Annotated in this window: 11 protein-coding genes; 6 read left to right on the forward strand and 5 right to left on the reverse strand. The window is 48.0% G+C overall.

The features are described from left to right. Positions 1 to 89 precede the first annotated feature (89 nt). Positions 90 to 1,340: an adenylate/guanylate cyclase domain-containing protein gene (locus NDA06_RS03340; protein WP_190985327.1), complete on the reverse strand. Its 1,251-nt coding sequence runs from the start codon at positions 1,338 to 1,340 to the stop codon at positions 90 to 92. Positions 1,341 to 1,420: 80 nt separating this feature from the next. Continuing rightward, positions 1,421 to 1,963 (reverse strand): carboxymuconolactone decarboxylase family protein, encoded by a 543-nt coding sequence (locus NDA06_RS03345; RefSeq protein WP_190688654.1) that lies wholly within the window; start codon positions 1,961 to 1,963, stop codon positions 1,421 to 1,423. A 317-nt stretch (positions 1,964 to 2,280) separates the two neighbouring features. Here NDA06_RS03345 and NDA06_RS03350 point away from each other — a divergent pair, with 317 nt between their 5' ends. Further along, positions 2,281 to 3,570: an aminopeptidase P N-terminal domain-containing protein gene (locus NDA06_RS03350; RefSeq protein ID WP_190985328.1), complete on the forward strand. Its 1,290-nt coding sequence runs from the start codon at positions 2,281 to 2,283 to the stop codon at positions 3,568 to 3,570. 234 nt (positions 3,571 to 3,804) lie between these two features. Next, positions 3,805 to 5,412: a peptide ligase PGM1-related protein gene (locus tag NDA06_RS03355; RefSeq protein ID WP_190667493.1), complete on the forward strand. Its 1,608-nt coding sequence runs from the start codon at positions 3,805 to 3,807 to the stop codon at positions 5,410 to 5,412. A 263-nt stretch (positions 5,413 to 5,675) separates the two neighbouring features. Here the strand turns inward: NDA06_RS03355 and NDA06_RS03360 are convergent, their stop codons facing one another. After that, positions 5,676 to 6,596, reverse strand: a complete 921-nt coding sequence (locus NDA06_RS03360) for a histone deacetylase (protein ID WP_190985355.1) — start codon at positions 6,594 to 6,596, stop codon at positions 5,676 to 5,678. A gap of 75 nt (positions 6,597 to 6,671) precedes the next feature. Continuing rightward, the gene (locus NDA06_RS03365) at positions 6,672 to 6,890 is read right to left on the reverse strand and encodes a hypothetical protein (RefSeq protein ID WP_190526198.1); all 219 of its coding nucleotides are present in this window, start codon (positions 6,888 to 6,890) and stop codon (positions 6,672 to 6,674) included. Between the two features lie 295 nt (positions 6,891 to 7,185). Between NDA06_RS03365 and NDA06_RS03370 the strand changes: the two genes are divergently transcribed. The 3 genes from NDA06_RS03370 (at position 7,186) to lnt (ending at position 13,035) form a co-directional block, all read left to right on the forward strand. Then, positions 7,186 to 8,484 carry a chloride channel protein gene (locus tag NDA06_RS03370; protein WP_347277017.1) on the forward strand — a complete coding sequence of 433 codons (1,299 nt, stop codon included), beginning with the start codon at positions 7,186 to 7,188 and terminating at the stop codon, positions 8,482 to 8,484. A gap of 241 nt (positions 8,485 to 8,725) precedes the next feature. Then, positions 8,726 to 11,308 carry a DNA gyrase subunit A gene (gene gyrA / locus NDA06_RS03375; protein WP_190676376.1) on the forward strand — a complete coding sequence of 861 codons (2,583 nt, stop codon included), beginning with the start codon at positions 8,726 to 8,728 and terminating at the stop codon, positions 11,306 to 11,308. A gap of 23 nt (positions 11,309 to 11,331) precedes the next feature. Beyond that, entirely contained in the window at positions 11,332 to 13,035 is a 1,704-nt protein-coding gene (gene lnt / locus NDA06_RS03380) for an apolipoprotein N-acyltransferase (protein ID WP_190667480.1), read from the forward strand. Positions 13,036 to 13,248: 213 nt separating this feature from the next. Here lnt and NDA06_RS03385 read toward each other — a convergent pair whose 3' ends face one another. Beyond that, positions 13,249 to 14,082: a DUF4142 domain-containing protein gene (locus NDA06_RS03385; RefSeq protein ID WP_242030467.1), complete on the reverse strand. Its 834-nt coding sequence runs from the start codon at positions 14,080 to 14,082 to the stop codon at positions 13,249 to 13,251. A 787-nt stretch (positions 14,083 to 14,869) separates the two neighbouring features. On the opposite strand from NDA06_RS03385, the gene NDA06_RS03390 reads away from it, so the two are divergent. Then, positions 14,870 to 16,888 carry an FAD-dependent oxidoreductase gene (locus tag NDA06_RS03390; protein WP_190688643.1) on the forward strand — a complete coding sequence of 673 codons (2,019 nt, stop codon included), beginning with the start codon at positions 14,870 to 14,872 and terminating at the stop codon, positions 16,886 to 16,888. Positions 16,889 to 16,915 lie beyond the last annotated feature (27 nt).

The following is a 16,915-nucleotide window of genomic DNA, read 5'->3' on the forward strand; positions in this document are numbered from 1 at the left end:
ATCACCTTCTGACGCAGGTCATAACTATAGGGGTTTGCCATGAGCAGCTTGAATAACTTCAGGACAACAGGTGATCTCTACTCTACGTCCTAACTATCTTGGCGGTTGCTATACATATCAATGTCACCCTTATTTTTTGCATTGACTTTTCCCCGATATTCACAATCAAAAAAATTTTTCACTAACTCAAACGTGGCTTTTGAAATATTAATGTTGCCACAAACTCCACAGGATTCCATTCTGGAGGCAGTATTAACCGTATCGCCCCAAACATCATAAGAAAATTTATTATGACCAATCGCACCCGCTAGCAAGGGTCCTGAGTGGATGCCGATGCGGACTTCCCAATAGGGATGATTATTTTTGATTTTTTCGAGCCGCCGCCATTGCATAAAGGCTTGAATTTGTAAGGCGGCTAGTACAGCATCAATTGCATGAGTGCGGTTAGGAGTGGGAATTCCTCCAACACACATATAACTGTCACCAATTGTTTTTAATTTCTCTAATTTGTGAGTTTCAATAAGCATATCGAAGCAAGAAAAGCAATAATCTAATTCATTGACTAAATCTTCGGGAGTGAGTTGTTCGGCTAATTGAGTGAAATCTTTAAAGTCGGTAAACAATACTGAGGCAGAGTCATAATGCACGGGTTTAACTCTGCCAGTGCGTTTTAATTCATCGGCTACACGTACAGGAAGTACGTTCAGTAACAGTTGCTCAGATTTGCGTTTTTCTGCCTCTAGTTGGGCATATAGCTGATTTAATTGGGCGAAGCCACTGGCGTTACGAATTGCTGCCGATACTTGCAAGGCTAGTAAATAACTAATGCGTAAATCTTCCAGTGTGTAAGCGTGGGCTTGGGTAGTCGCAAAGTTGATAGTACCAATGACTTGGCGATCGCTCTGTAGGGGGACGAATATTTGGGAAGCATAAGAGTGCAGAAAAACAGATGGAGAGCCTTCTCGAATCAGTTGCGATTGACCTGTTTTCATTGCACGACCTAAAGGGCTGTCCTCTGCGACAATCGTGGCAGTCAACTCTACAGGATCGCCAAATAGGGTTACGAGGCGGCAAGAACTGGTATCGGTGCAGATATAGACACTACAATGCTCGAAATCCAAGAGCCATTTAGCTTGTTTACCAACAACCCGCAAAATCTCGTCTATATCCAGGGTACGGTTAATCGCTGTCGCAATTTCATTGACAGCGGCGATGCGGCTGGAAAGAGCTTGGGCTTCCGCAAGCAGACGGCGGGCTATCAGCAGTAGTGGTTCGCGAGCTTGTTTTTCTAGCTCATTGCTACTATCAAACGGAGGGAAAGAGTCATGGGTATTGCCCATTATTGGGATGATTCTGTTTTTCCTGAAATTTAACGAACGACATTCTCAAGAAAATACGGACTCACGAGAAAACTGGCAATTTACAATTGGTCAATTTCGAGAGCGATCGCATCTGTGTATCGATTTATGCTGGTAAATAAGTCAGCAGTCGCAATAATCTCGAAGATTTCTGAGTCATCTAGCCCCAACTCTCGGAGATTTTGGTAATCTTTTGCGGTCAGTTCCTGGGGTTTAGTCCCGGCAAGTAAGCCAAAACTAATGACTGCTTTTTCGCGCTTGGGGAGGGGACAGGCAGCAAAGTCTGAAACCAATGTCCGGAGAACTTCCTCGCTCATTCCTAGAGCAGATAATCCATGCAAGTGAACGTTGAGGGCATAGGGGCTGTTGTGAGCTTGAGAGATGGCAACTCCCACCATTTCCTTCAGGGTGCGGGGCACATCTCCTTGCAGGATGGTAGCGCGGAATTTTTTCCAATTCGCTTCCAGCACACCGGGATTTATCGCCATTGATTTGAAAATGTTGGGAATGATGCCAAACCCTAATTCAGACAAAATTTCGTTATATACTGTTTTGACCTTTAAATCTGTGACTTCATCTTGTTCTTGAAGGGGGAAGCGAGTCATAGTTGCCTCTATCATTCGTTTGTAAAATTGCTAAGCGAGATGGAAGCGGTTTTTTTGCTATCTGAAATATTTTTGTTCTCATTTAATAGATGCAAGAGTCGATCGGGAGTATCGTTCCGTCGAATCCAGTCATTAGCGATCGCGCAGCCAATCCCCTGAAAAAATCGCTAACGATTCAGAAAATTTTAATTTGAGTTGTATTCGAGTACACCCTATAAAGATTTGTTACCAAATCTCTCATAGTATAACCTTGAAAATATATTGGTCAATTTGATTGACTCGACCACCTAGAAAAACAAAGATACGTAGTTGAGATTATGCAAGCAGAATACGCAGCGCGTCGCGAGCAGTTGATGGCGAAAATTGGCAACGGCACTGCCATCTTTCGGAGTGCCCCAGTGGCTGTCATGCACAACGATGTTGAGTACACTTTTCGGCAAGATAGTGATTTTTATTACTTAACTGGATTTAACGAACCAGAGGCGGTGGCAGTTTTAGCGCCCCACCATGCAGAACACCGATTTGTATTGTTTGTCCAGCCGAAGGAACGAGAGAAGGAAGTTTGGACGGGATATCGGGTCGGGGTGGAAAAGGCAAAAGAATTCTATGGGGCGGATGAAGCTTACCCGATTGCAGAACTAAATGAGAAACTACCTCAGTATTTAGAAAAAGCCGACCGGATTTATTATCATTTGGGACGCGATCGCGCTTTTAATGAGACTATCCTCACCCACTGGCAGCGGTTGATGGCGGGTTATCCCAAGCGGGGTACGGGACCCATTGCGATTGAAGATACTAATCCGGTGCTTCATGGGATGCGACTGGTGAAGAGTCCAGCCGAGATAGAATTGATGCGTCGTGCGGCTGACATCTCAGCAGAAGCTCACAACTGGGCGCGAGAATTCGCTCAACCGGGGCGTTACGAGTACGAAGTGCAGGCGGAGATAGAACACATCTTCCGAAAACGGGGTGGAATGGGGCCAGCTTATCCCTCAATTGTTGCCTCTGGCGCGAATGCTTGCGTACTGCACTACATTGAGAATAATCGGCAGATGCAGGATAACGAGTTACTGCTAATTGATGCGGGTTGTTGCTACGACTACTACAACGGCGACATCACGCGCACATTTCCGGTCGGGGGCAAGTTTACGACAGAGCAGAAGATACTTTACGACATTGTATTAGAAGCGCAGTTACAGGCGATCGCGCAAGTTCAACCCGGAAATCCCTACAACTTAGGTCACGACACGGCAGTGCGTGTTTTGGTCGAAGGTTTAATCGATGTGGGACTTCTGGCGGGTGATATTGAAGAAATTATCAAAGAGGAGAAATATAAACCCTTTTATATGCACCGCACCGGACATTGGCTGGGTTTAGATGTCCACGATGCTGGTGTTTATAAGCACGGGGAAGAAGTTTGGCAGAGTTTGCAACCCGGTCATGTGCTAACAGTGGAACCGGGTCTATATATTGGACTGGATGTAGAACCAGCCGAGGGGCAACCTGCAATTGATGATAGGTGGCGTGGGATTGGTATCCGCATTGAAGATGATGTGTTAGTTACTGAATCAGGACATGAGGTACTGACGGCGGGGGTTCCCAAGTAGATTGGATTAAACTTTAAACTTCATCAAAATCCCTCATTATCCTCAAATCTACGGGTTTAGTGAGGGTATCTTTTTTTTGGAAACAGCCGAGGCGGAATCTGTTTGTTTGTTTCCAACTCGCGCCATCAGTCAAGCAGAATTACAGTTTTGTGTCGCAAAGCCCATATTTTCCCCCTGATCTGGGTAAAATCGCTGATAGGGGCAGCGTTGGGAGCAAGGCGGAGGTCTATGGTAATGCAAGGTGTAGAGAATTCCTCTAAGCAGGCGGAGCAGTTTCAACTGCTTCAAGCCCAACTGCGCGATCGCTGGCAGGGAGTCGATTTGTTCGACAGCGATGACTACGATATTTTAGTGATTCCTTCGGTCAGCCTTGACCAGCGGGAACTACTTAAAATTCAGGGCTTTCTCAATTATGAAGAGCGGCTGCTCTTCTCTTTAATTCGCCTGCGACACCCGCGCACGCGGCTGATTTATGTAACTTCACAGCCGTTACCGCCAATTGTGATTGATTACTACTTGCAGCTGTTGCCAGGAATTCCGTTTTCTCATGCTCGCGATCGCTTGTTACTATTTTCTACCTACGATTCCTCAGCCAAACCTCTGACTCAGAAGATTTTAGAGCGCCCTCGCTTGATGGAGCGGATGCGGCAAGCCTTGCGCCCCGAAAAATCTTACATGATTTGCTATAACTCGACCTTGCTAGAGCGAGATTTGGCAGTACAGATGGGCATTCCCCTTCTGGCGCTCGACCCCGATTTACTCACCTGGGGCACCAAAAGCGGCAGCCGGAAAATCTTTGCCGAGTGTGGGGTTCCTCATCCCGATGGCAGCGACAGTGTCTGGAATGCAGAAGACTTGGGTGTAGCCGCAGCCGAATTATGGGAACGCCAACCCCAGTTAAAGCGGATGGTTGTCAAACTCAATGAAGGATTTTCCGGCGAGGGGAATGCGCTACTGGATCTCAGACCGATCAAAAATGTAGCACCCGGAGAAGCCTCCCATACCGAAAGGGTTGCCGCTATCAGCGATCGCTTTTCTTCCTTGAGCTTTCAAGCCAAGGCAGAAACTTGGGAAAATTTTTCCAGCCGTATCCCAGAGTTAGGGGCAATTGTAGAAGCTTTTATTGAAGGAGAGCATAAGCGATCGCCTAGCGTTCAAGGTCGCATTGACCCCAATGGAGAGGTAGAAATTCTCTCCACGCACGACCAAATTCTGGGTGGCCCAGATGGTCAGATTTATCTCGGTTGCAACTTCCCCGCCGATGAAGCTTACCGCCTGCGCTTGCAGGATTTAGGATTGCGTGTGGGGCGAAATTTGGCAAAAAAAGGAGCTTTAGAACGCTTTGGGGTGGACTTTATTGCCTGCCATCACCCCGAAAAATCTGGGGAACAGTGGGATATCCAAGCGATTGAAATCAATCTGCGGAAAGGCGGGACGACTCACCCGTTTATGACCCTCAAGTTTTTAACCAACGGTCGCTATGACAGTTCCACGGGTTTGTTCTATAGCCAACAAGGTCGCCCAAAATACTATGTTGCTACCGACAACCTCCAAAAAGAACGTTATGTAGGGCTGTTGCCGAATGATTTGATGGATATTATTGCCCACCAACGGCTGCACTTTGATACCAGTACAGAAACCGGCACCGTTTTCCATCTCATGGGTTGTCTTTCCGAGTTCGGCAAGCTGGGATTAACCAGCATTGGTGATTCTCTGCAACAGGCAGAAGAAATTTACAACAAAGTTGTGAAAGTCCTAGACGAAGAAACGAAAACTCGCCCTAGTGCTTCTTACTCGGCATCCTATCCCAGTCCTCCGATTGCTTGGAGTGGAAAGAGTTAAAGAGTGTGGAGCTAGCGCAACGCTTGACTGACTCAGATAAAAGTGATGTTAAGCGTTGCAGTGCAAAGCAAGGACTAAGTATATTTCCTTAACGCCATTGAGACTGGAAATAATCACACGAGAATTTCTTTGGGCTGCGCCAGAATAGAAACAACTCTTTTTTCTTGATCGCTAAATAATGGTGCTTTAAACGATTAGTTACTCAGTCCTCACCCTTCAGTCCTGCGTCCTATTTTAAGCGGCAAAAACTGAGCGCCAAAAGCCTATACTAAACATCGCTCAATCGTCGATAGAACAGATTTCGCTAATGATAAGAGGTCATAACCGCCCTCAAGACCAAAAACAATGCGACGAGTTACTTGCAGACAATAATCGGTAAATAACCCATAATCTTGCGGTTGCAGGTTAATACTAGCTAATGGGTCATCTGCATTCGCGTCATAACCAGCACTGACTATCAGCAAATCTGGCTGAAAATTGGTTAAAAAGGGTACAATCTTCTGCTCAAAAAGCGGTTGGTATTCAGTGATTGTGCTGCCAGGAAACATGGGGAAATTCAGCACATTGTTGTGGATACCGCGTTCGGAAGCTTGTCCGGTGCCGGGATAGCAAGGAGATTGGTGCAAGGAACAGTAGGCAATTTGGGGGTGGGTTTCTACAATATTTTGCGTGCCGTTGCCGTGATGAACATCCCAGTCGAGGATAGCAACGCGATTGATGCTGGGTTGTTCGAGGGCGTAGTAGGCTGCGATCGCTGCATTGGAAAATAAACAAAACCCCATGCCATAATTGCGTTCTGCATGGTGTCCGGGGGGACGTGCCAGCACAAAAGCTGGGTTATTGGTAGCGAGGACGCGATCTACCCCATCCAGCCACGCGCTGGCTGCAAGCATTGCCACATCGTAACTCCGAGGGGAAACGAGGGTATCGCCACCATCCAAATATCCGCCACCATTCTGGGCAATCTGCCGGACTTTCTCAATGTGTTGTTGAGTGTGGACTTGTTGTAAAATCGGCGCGATCGCACGGTTCTCTACTGGCGTTGGCAGCTGCCATTCAATTTGAGCTGCCCAAGGCGCAGCTTTTAAAGCGTTCACAATTGCCGTCAGGCGTGCGGGTCGTTCTGGGTGGGATCGACCCGTGTCGTGATCGAGAAACTCATCTGAGTAGATTACAGGCAGCATAGTCCGAGAAAGGTTGGCAACACCAGGATCAATCATAGGCAGCATCAATGCTTTCTGGCATTATCTGCACCTTGCTTAATCCCGTTTCAAATCATCCCTCAAATCTTCACCTTCGTTGTACATTTGAGGTGCCACCGCCGGGTTATTCTTCAGTTCACCTGGCTCTACATTCAACAGAGTTTCGTTGATTGACGGAGGCTGTTTGATCTTAGCGATCGCTTCTTTCACTTCTGGGTCTAGTGCTTCTTCTTGTTCGTTCATCTCTTCATCTTGAGAAACTTGTTCAGCGCTCATATATATTTACCCAAATAGGTTTAACTGTCCGTGACTCAGCTTAAACTCCTCCGTGGGGAGACATACACTGTCTTGAGGCTTAAATTTTAAAATGCCGTCTGCCTTATCCGTCCTCTCTCGCTTCTCCTGGATCATCCAACAGAAACTTATCGCGTAGATAAGTTGTTCATAACTAACCTCAAAATTTTGTATCTTATGATTCAATTTATGAATAAAAAAGTATAACTTTTACGCCCGATTGCGGAGTCTGGGCGGAGGAGAAAACTCTTTTACCTGCAATAGCGAGGAAATAGCAGTGTCACCAAAAAAGCCCAACCCCCCCGATCGCACTCAACGCTGGAGATTTCCTCAACTTTTTGGCTTGGCAAAGCGAAATCCTCTGATGATTTCACGCTGGGTCTTACGCTGGACGGTTCTCGGTACTGCTTGTGGCTTATTCGCTGGGTTGTACTGGAACGTTCTGGAGTTCTTGATTCACATCCTTAACCGGGTTGAAGGGCCGACTCTACTGCTGGTGATGCCACTTGCCGGGTTGCTAATCGGCTTGGTGATTTATTTTCTAGGGAATCCCGGTGAAATTGCCGTACTTGTTGATAATATCCACTTTCGCGGCGGACGCCTGGATGCGACCAAAAATCCCTCGATGATTCTGGCGTCCCTATTGAGCATCTCGGCTGGGGGCAGTGCTGGCCCAGAAGCACCGCTGGTACAAGTCACTGGCTCCTTGGGAACTTGGGTCGCTGACCGCTTGAATTTGCAGGGGGAAGACCTGCGATCGATGAGTTTAGCGGCGATGGCGGCGGGCTTCACTGCTTTATTTGGCGCACCTCTGGGCGGTGCCATGTTCGCCTTAGAGATTTTGCATCATCAACACGTTTTGGAGTATTACGAAGCAATTCTGCCAGCAATTGTGGCGAGTTGCGCGAGTTATCTAGTTTTTGCGGCAATTACCAAACTAGGGATTGCCCCAACTTGGCATTTTCCCCAGTACACTCTCGACAACATTGATGATTTTGCGATGGCGATCCTGTACGGAGTGATTGGAGCCATAGCCGGATGGCTGTTCATGAGCATTTTTCGAGGATGCGATCGCCTTTTAGCTCGAATTCCCGGTCCCATTTATGTACGGACGACTTTTGCTGGTTTAGGATTGGGCATTTTAGCGACTCTTTTCCCCCTCACCCGTTATTTTGGACACGAAGAGTTAGCAGAAGTCCTCGAGCGTGATTTTTCAATCGCTTTCTTGTTAACCCTAGCGATTGCCAAAATGGTGGCGATTTCCATTACGGTTACAGGTGGTTGGCGGGGTGGGTTTATCATCCCGATCTTTTTCACGGGTGCTTGTATCGGCAAAGCGATCGCCCTATTGATTCCGGGACTGAATCCTGCCCTTGCCATGATTTGCGTCATGGCGGCTTTCAATGCATCGGTAACGCGGACGCCCGTAAGTACAACTTTACTGTTGACGAAACTAACGAACATCAGTCCGTTAACGCCTGTCTTGTTTGCCAGTTTGATTGGCTTTTTTCTGGCTCCCAAAGCACCTCTGATTACGGCTCAACTCAAAACGCAGCAAGAAGCGATCGCTGAGTAACCAAAGTCAGTTAAAAGATTATTAATTCTGGATGGTTTGGGGCGAATAGCAAAACGCATTACTAGCCACAAACGATTCGCCATTAATCATTAGGAATTAAGCCGGAACTAACGACCCAGAAAGACCAAAATGTGATAAAATTTTAATAGAATTTGTCATTATTTGGAATTAAGGCGGAAGTTATTGCAAGCCTTTGCATATTATCTGCCATTTTTCTATACTTTTGGAGCTTTTTCACAGTATGACCACTTCCCCGGAGCGGATTATCCCCACGGATTTAGGGAGCGAGATGTCCCGGTCTTACCTGGAATACGCGATGAGCGTAATTGTTGGTAGGGCACTCCCAGACGCTAGGGATGGTCTGAAACCTGTACACCGGCGGATTCTCTACGCCATGAATGAGCTGGGTCTTACCCACGATCGACCTTTCCGCAAATGTGCCCGTGTGGTGGGGGAAGTGCTGGGTAAATACCATCCTCACGGTGATACAGCGGTATACGACGCCCTAGTGCGGATGGCGCAGGATTTTTCCATGCGCGACCCGCTGATTAACGGACACGGCAACTTCGGCTCGGTGGACAACGATCCACCAGCGGCAATGCGATACACCGAATGCCGCTTGCAAGCCCTCACAGGGGTTGCCCTCCTCCAGGATATTGAAGCGGAAACAGTAGATTTTGGGGATAACTTCGATGGTTCCCAGCAAGAACCGCTGGTATTACCCGCACGCATTCCCCAGATGTTGCTCAATGGTTCTTCCGGGATTGCCGTGGGAATGGCAACGAACATTCCCCCGCACAATCTGGGAGAGTTAATCTCTGGATTGATCGCCTTGATCCACAATCCAGAAATTACTGACCTGGAGTTGATGCAGTATATTCCTGGCCCAGACTTTCCGACAGGCGGACAAATTCTGGGAGTTTCTGGGATTAAGGAAGCCTATACGACTGGGCGCGGCTCGATTACAATGCGGGGCGTTGCCCAAATAGAAACCATTGAACATCGGGGGCGTCCTGACCGGGAAGCAATCATTATCACTCAGTTGCCTTACCAAACGAATAAGGCGGCGCTGATTGAGAAAATTGCCGAAATGGTGAATGAGAAGCGGTTAGAGGGAATTGCCGATATTCGGGATGAAAGCGATCGCGATGGAATGCGGATTGTCGTAGAACTCCGGCGAGACGCTTATCCCCGCGTTGTCCTGAATAACCTCTACAAGCAAACGCCCATCCAAGCAAACTTTGGGGCGAATATGCTGGCGCTGGTAAATGGGGAACCCCAGTTACTCAGTCTCAAGAAATTCCTGACCGTTTTCCTAGATTTCCGGATTGAGTGCATCACCCGTCGTACCCGCTACGAATTGCGGAAAGCAGAAGAGCGAGACCATATGCTGCAAGGGCTGCTGATTGCCCTGTTGCACCTGGATGCAATGATTGAGCTAATCCGCAGAGCCGCCGACACCCCAACCGCCAAAGCGGAAATGATGGAGACTTACGGGTTGTCTGAGTCGCAAGCGGATGCGATTTTGCAGATGCAGTTGCGACGCCTGACAGCACTGGAAGCTGAAAAAATTCGCTTAGAACACGAAGAGTTACAAGCGCAAATTGCCGATTTGCAGGATATTTTGGCGAACAAAAGTCGCATCCTGGAAATCATTGAAAATGAAGTGTCGCAAATCAAAACTACCTTCGCAACACCGCGACGAACCACCATCGAACACGCGGAAGGTGAGATTGATGACACCGATTTAATTGCCAACGAAAAAGCCTTAATTCTGCTAACAGAGCAGGGTTATATCAAACGGATGCCAGTCAACACTTTCGAGGCGCAAAGCCGCAATACGAGAGGGAAGAAAGGCACTGGCATGAAAGAGGATGATGGCGTTGAGCATTTCCTCACCTGCTGCGACCACGATAGCGTTCTATTTTTTAGCGATCGCGGTGTCGTTTACTGCCTCAAGGCGTACCAAATCCCAGCTTCGTCTCGCACGGCGCGGGGTATCCCGATTGTGCAAATGCTGCCCATCCCGCGAGACGAGAAAATCACCTCCATCGTGCCGGTTACAGAGTTTACCAGCGATGAATATCTGGTGATGCTGACCAAGGGTGGTTACATCAAAAAGACAGAACTGTCTGCTTTCGGCAATATTCGGGCAAATGGCTTGATTGCGATTTCCCTGGAAGAAGGCGACCAGTTGCGGTGGGTGCGAAGAGCGAGAGCCGATGACAGCATCATCATTGGATCGCGACAAGGAATGGCAATTCACTTTAGAACCAATCACGAGCAACTGCGTCCCCTCGGTCGCGCCACGCGAGGCGTTCGGGCAATGGCTCTCCGCAATGCGGATGAGCTGATCAGCATGGATATCTTGCCAAGTCAGGTGGTTGCGAAGATCGTCGAGAGTGAGGAGTCGGAAGCAGCGGAAGCATTGGAAGCAACCAGTGAAGACGCCCCTATCACCAATGGTCAAGGGCCGTGGGTGTTGGCGATTACAATGGGTGGATACGGTAAGCGAATCCCGGTTTCCCAATTCCGCCTGCAAAATCGCGCCGGGATGGGGTTAGTCGCCACAAAGTTTCGGAAGCCGAAGGATCGACTCGCTGCATTGCGGGTGATCAATGAAGGCGATGAGCTAATGATGGTGACGAACCGAGGCATTATCATCCGTCAAGCAACCGATGCGATTTCCCTGCAATCCCGGATGGCAACTGGAGTCCGGGTGCAACGCCTGGATGAAGATGATGCGATCGCTGCTGTTGCATTAGTACCCCCCTCGACTGACTCGACTGACTCGACTGATGATGAGGAAGAAGTAGAGAATTAAAAATTAAAAATGCAAAATTAAAAATGAAGAAACTACCTTTTTTAATTTTTAATTCTGCATTTTTAATTTCTCTGGTAGGTGGCATCTTGATGGGGGTGACAACAGCTCCTATCCAAGCATGGCCCCTAGCTTGGATTGCCTTAGCCCCTCTGTGGATTTTAATCGTTAAAAAGGGAGAATTGAAGCTTAAAAAAGGAGGAGAAACTTCTTCATTTTTTAGTTTTAATTCTCCCTTTTTAATTGGTTTGGCGTGGGGGATTGGCTATCACGGCGTTGCTTTATCTTGGATTACCGGGATTCACCCGATGACATGGTTGGGGGTTCCCTGGCTGGCAAGTTTAGCGATCGCATTCTTTTGTTGGACTTTCATCACCCTTTGGGGAGCCGGATTAGTTGCAATTTGGGCAACTGGTATGGCTTTCCTCTGCAAGCCAGAAAGCAAAACATCTTCATCCTTTCTTCGTCTTTTGATTGGCGTTGCTTTGTGGTGCGGACTTGAAAGTCTTTGGGGTTCTGGATCGCTATGGTGGACTTCCCTTTCTTATACCCAAAGTCCTCACAATCTAGCTATTTTGCACCTTGGTAAAATCTCTGGCCCGAACACAGTAACCGCAGCAATTGTAGCCGTTAATGGCTTAATTGCCGAAGCATGGATTAACCGCAAACAACACATAAGACATAGAGAAGAAACAGATTTTTCCACTCCTTCCTCTGCGTCCTCTGCGCCTAAAGCGCTAACGCGCATGGCTTCGCTAGGGCGGTTCGTTCTTCATCCAGGTTATTTAAGCATTGCGGCTGGGTTATTAGTAGCGTTACATCTAATCGGATTTGGGCTGTATAGCCGTCCCTTGATTCAACCTCCCCAAACTGCATTAAAAGTAGGAATTATTCAAGGAAATATTCCCAATAAACTCAAATTCGATCCGATTGGCTGGCGTCGTGCAATCGAAGGCTATACCAGCGGCTACAAAACTTTAGCGGACGAGGGAGTTGATGCTGTTTTAATACCAGAAACAGCATTACCCGTCCAATGGACGCAACCCAGTTGGATTCGAGATTCTTTCTTACAAGCAATTTTGGATAAAGGTGTAGTTGCTTGGGTAGGAACCTTTGGGGAAGAGGGAAATGATTATACAAATAGTCTTTATACGATTACGGGTACTGGTGAAACTTTTAGTCGCTACGACAAAACCAAGTTAGTGCCTTTAGGGGAATTTATTCCCTTTGAAAAAGTTTTAGGGAAACTAATTGATAAACTTTCTCCTCTCGATGCTCACTTAATTCCTGGCAAAACAAATCAAATATTTGATACACCCTTTGGACGCGCCATTGTGGGTATTTGCTATGATTCCGCCTTTCCTGAACTGTTCCGGCGTCAGGCGGCTGCGGGTGGGGAATTTATCCTCACAGCGTCTAATGATGCCCATTACACCTCTTCAATGATGGCTCAGCATCACGCTCAAGATTTGATGCGGGCAATCGAAAGCGATCGCTGGGCTGTCCGCGCTACGAATACTGGATTTTCTGGCGTGATAGATCCTCACGGGAGAACCTTGTGGATATCTAAAATGAATACTTACCAGCTACACGTAGCCACAATTTATCGACGACAAACACAGACTTTATATGTGCGTTGGGGCGATTGGTTAACACCCGTTTTGTTGGTGTTGGGAGCGATCGCTTGGTTCTTCACTATCTTCTGGCGAGATAATCAGCGTGGAAGATGATGGCAACCCTACCGCTACCCGTTTATTTTTCGCTTAGTGTAGTCATAAAGAATAGCGATCGCTCCCTCCGTTAAAACCATCTTGGGATGGTAGATTAAATAACCTTGTTTGTAGAGACGCGATGAATCGCGTCTCTACAAACAAGAGCGATCGCACTCTCCCGTAGGAAAATGCGATCGCTCTATAGTATTGCCCGATGTTACTGGTTCAATGTTACTGGTTCATCTGCGTCCCACGGTTCATCTGCATTGGGGTCGTCTGTGTTCCAGGAGTCATCTGTGTCCCAGGAGTTGTCTGCATTCCCCGGTTCATCTGCATATTCGGGGTTGTCTGCGTCCCCTGGTTCATCTGCATCCCCCGGTTCATCTGCGTCCCTCGGTTCATCTGCGTCCCTCGGTTCATCTGCATCCCAGACATTCCAGGCATTCCAGGCATCGCATTGTCTGTCTCAGCCACCCTGGCACCTGTCATCGACGCAGCCATTTCTAAATGACCCTGCACCCTTGGCAAGATTTTGTTAGCAAATGCTTTTAGATCGGGATCTTGTCCCAGTCCAACTTGACGCTGGTACACTGCGGCACTTTCCAAGTGACCGTTCAGCCCGCCCTCCATCATATAGGCTTGGTCGAAGCTCTTTCCAGACAACTGCTGAAGCCGCATCATTGCCGCTTCATACTTTGGCCCCGGAGTGGTTGGAGGCGTGACTCCCTTCTGAGCCGCTAACTGCATCAGCTCTTGGTTCGCCCGTGTATGCTCCTGAATCATCTGCTGCGCGAACTGCTTTACATTCGGGTCGGTTGACTTTTCTAACGCCAGTTGCCCAAGTTGTACTTCTGCCATTCCCCCGTGGGCGGCGTCCATAATAAACTGCCTATCTAGGGCAGTCAACTGGCTGTTGCGTGATGGCGTTGCCTGTCGGTTTGACGGCGTTGCCGGTCGGGTTGATGGCGTTACGGGGCGGGTGGTCTGAGCTACGGCTGAGAAGCCCAGAGACGTAAATAATCCAACTGCTACAAGGGCAGCAGTTGCTGTTGTTCGTTTCATCATGGTTAAATCTCCAGGAAATGCTTTTGTTTGCTAGGGCTGACCGTAGGTTCGTTAGCCAAAAAAGAGCTAACAAATTCAGGAAAGTCTTGATGCACTAAATTTTTTTTCTCAACTCAGCGATCATTTACATCTGAGCAGGTATACATCTACTAATACTGCTTAATCTTTCTTCAACTACCTCTCTCTTTAGATATGTTTGCTTACCGAGAGAGCTAATCGTATCAATTCCTTCTTTAAAACCCTACTTGCTGCTAAAGATTACTTTGTAGCTTCACTGGAAATTCCAAAAAACATATTACAGCGCCGTGTCTATCAGATGCGATCTCTAGCTTGCTCTAAATTGCAACTAAATCTCGATCGATATTTGTTTTTTAGAATAAAAATGAATGCAATCTATTTTTGTTCGGTTTTATACAGGATAATGAAATTAAAAACTAGGCTAAAGTAAGGGATTTTCAGAACTAAAAACATCTCATTAGGTAGAGGCTTATTCAGCGAGTCCTTAGGAAATTAGGATTTATTCGCAGCGCTACTGCAATCAAAATCCGAAGCACTACCAATAGCGGGAATTAGCTGCACTGCTAGCTATAGAAAAGTGCAGATGCTGACTTGAATCGCCATCTAATTCAACAGGGGGATTCGAGTAGAGGAATATTTATCGCCTTTTCGGGATAGGCTAGAGCGATCGCTTGTTCTGACTGCCGCCAGAAAAGCTTGCAATGAACAATTTGAGAGTGGTAGCGTCGGAGAGCTAGCTAGATATACGTAGAAGCTGAAACGTCTAAACATGAAGCGATCGCTCCTTAGCCTGACTCTAGGCTTAACATTGCTAGAATCATTCACTCCAATTGCTTTGGCAGCACCCCCTAGAAACCCAGATCAAACAGTGGAGTGTGAAATCTTGGTCGTTGGAGGGGGACTCTCCGGTGCGGCGACTGCCTACGAAGGCTTATTGGCGGGGCGAACCGTTTGCCTCACGGAAATTACCGACTGGGTAGGAGGACAAATTTCCGCACAGGGAACTTCCGCACTGGATGAACGCCCTACCCAACGGCAAAAGCTGTTATATTCTCGCGGCTACCTGGACTTGCGACAGCGAATCAATCGCAAATATGGAGAACTCAATCCTGGCGATTGTTGGGTTAGTGAATCCTGCTTTCTTCCCCGCGATGCTCACAAACTGCTGTACGACCAATTGCAAGATGCTGCCAAAAGAGGCAGAGGCAAGCTGAAATGGTTTCCCTCGACGGTAATCAAAGAACTGAATATCGACCAAGCGGGCAATTTGATTCAAGGTGCGATCGCTATCCAGCATCGCCCAGCTAAAGGCGCATCTCCTCTCAACACGCTGCCGCTATCGCAAACGATTGAGGATTCTTATCGCTACGAGAACTCGCCTCAGTTTGAAAAAACCATTGTCCGTTTTGTACCCCAGCCAGCGAAAAAGCCAGCACCCGCAGCCCCAAATTGGTACGTGGTTGACGCCTCAGAAACCGGCGAACTGATTGCCCTGGCTGACGTTCCCTACCGGCTAGGTATCGACCCCCGTTCTTACCTGGAACCTTCTTCTTCAAGTGAAACGGGCGATCGCTATTGCACCCAAGGCTTTACCTACACCTTTGCAATGGAGGCAACCCAACAACCACAAACCCATACCCCGCCACCGTTCTATTCTCAATATGAACCCTACTACAGCTATGAATTAAAGCGACTGGCGGACTTTGGGCTAGTCTTCACCTACCGGCGGATTTGGAGTCCTAAAGCTGGAGAAACGACCAAATTCGGGGGTCTCTCCTATACGGGACCCACTCCCGGCGACATCTCCATGCAGAACTGGACTTGGGGCAACGACTACCGCCCCGGAAACGCCGAAGATAACTTAGTTTACACTCGCGACCAGTTGCAAGCCGCTGGACAGCTACAGCCTGGAGAATGGATGGGAGGATTGCGAACCGAAACCCTCCGCAAAGGCGAGGAAAACGCGCTGGGATATTTTCACTGGCTGGTTGCTGGAACCACCGACTCTCAACTTGGCCCAGGAGTTAAGCAGGCGAAACCCAATAACCGTTACCTGAGTGGGTTAGATTCCCCAATGGGAACGGTGCATGGGTTATCTAAGTATCCTTATATGCGGGAAGGACGGCGAATTATTGGACGCCCCACCTTGGCTTATCCTCAAGGTTTTAGCATTTGGGAAATTGATATTTCTCGCCGTAACTACAAAGACGACTACTACCGTCAAACATTGTCACCAGATACCTATCGGAGACTACAGGCATCGCTTGCAGGACTGGAAGTAGCGTCTGTACTGAGCGGCACCAAGCCGCCGGAACAAGTCATGCGGCGCACTCGTTCCACCATCTATCCCGACGCTGTAGGCATTGGTCACTATGCCATCGACTTCCATCCTTGCATGACCCAAAGCCCCGCAGAAGCTCCAGGAAACACCGAACGGGAAGGTGAACGACGGGGTGCAGGTCAAGCTTATCCGTTCCAAATCCCTCTCAGAGCGATGATTCCCCAAAAAATCAACAATATGCTCGTGGCAGGGAAAAGTATTGCGACCAGTCATATTGCCGCCGCTGCCTATCGAGTGCATTCCTTTGAATGGTCGGCGGGGGCTGCTGCTGGAACAACAGCCGCTTTTGCCTTAGAAAATGCGATCGCGCCTTATCAGCTAGTGGATGAACTGCCACGCGCCGAACCACAACTAGAAGCGCTGAAACGTCGATTGGATAAGAATAACAATCCGACTGTCTTTCCAGACACCTCAATTTTCAACCAGAATTGGGAAGATTGGAAGTGATATTTGTGAATCGGGAATGGCTAATTG

The organism is Trichocoleus sp. ST-U1 (genome assembly GCF_039961835.1).
GTDB lineage: Bacteria > Cyanobacteriota > Cyanobacteriia > Cyanobacteriales > FACHB-T130 > FACHB-T130.

Bases quoted from the DNA above. Each gene is read 5' to 3' on its own strand.
- lnt (WP_190667480.1), top strand. From the start codon at position 11,332: ATGAAGAAACTACCTTTTTTAATTTTTAATTCTGCATTTTTAATTTCT.
- NDA06_RS03340 (WP_190985327.1), bottom strand. From the start codon at position 1,340: ATGGGCAATACCCATGACTCTTTCCCTCCGTTTGATAGTAGCAATGAG.
- gyrA (WP_190676376.1), top strand. From the start codon at position 8,726: ATGACCACTTCCCCGGAGCGGATTATCCCCACGGATTTAGGGAGCGAG.
- NDA06_RS03390 (WP_190688643.1), top strand. From the start codon at position 14,870: ATGAAGCGATCGCTCCTTAGCCTGACTCTAGGCTTAACATTGCTAGAA.
- NDA06_RS03350 (WP_190985328.1), top strand. From the start codon at position 2,281: ATGCAAGCAGAATACGCAGCGCGTCGCGAGCAGTTGATGGCGAAAATT.
- NDA06_RS03360 (WP_190985355.1), bottom strand. From the start codon at position 6,596: ATGCTGCCTGTAATCTACTCAGATGAGTTTCTCGATCACGACACGGGT.
- NDA06_RS03355 (WP_190667493.1), top strand. From the start codon at position 3,805: ATGCAAGGTGTAGAGAATTCCTCTAAGCAGGCGGAGCAGTTTCAACTG.
- NDA06_RS03365 (WP_190526198.1), bottom strand. From the start codon at position 6,890: ATGAGCGCTGAACAAGTTTCTCAAGATGAAGAGATGAACGAACAAGAA.
- NDA06_RS03385 (WP_242030467.1), bottom strand. From the start codon at position 14,082: ATGATGAAACGAACAACAGCAACTGCTGCCCTTGTAGCAGTTGGATTA.
- NDA06_RS03345 (WP_190688654.1), bottom strand. From the start codon at position 1,963: ATGACTCGCTTCCCCCTTCAAGAACAAGATGAAGTCACAGATTTAAAG.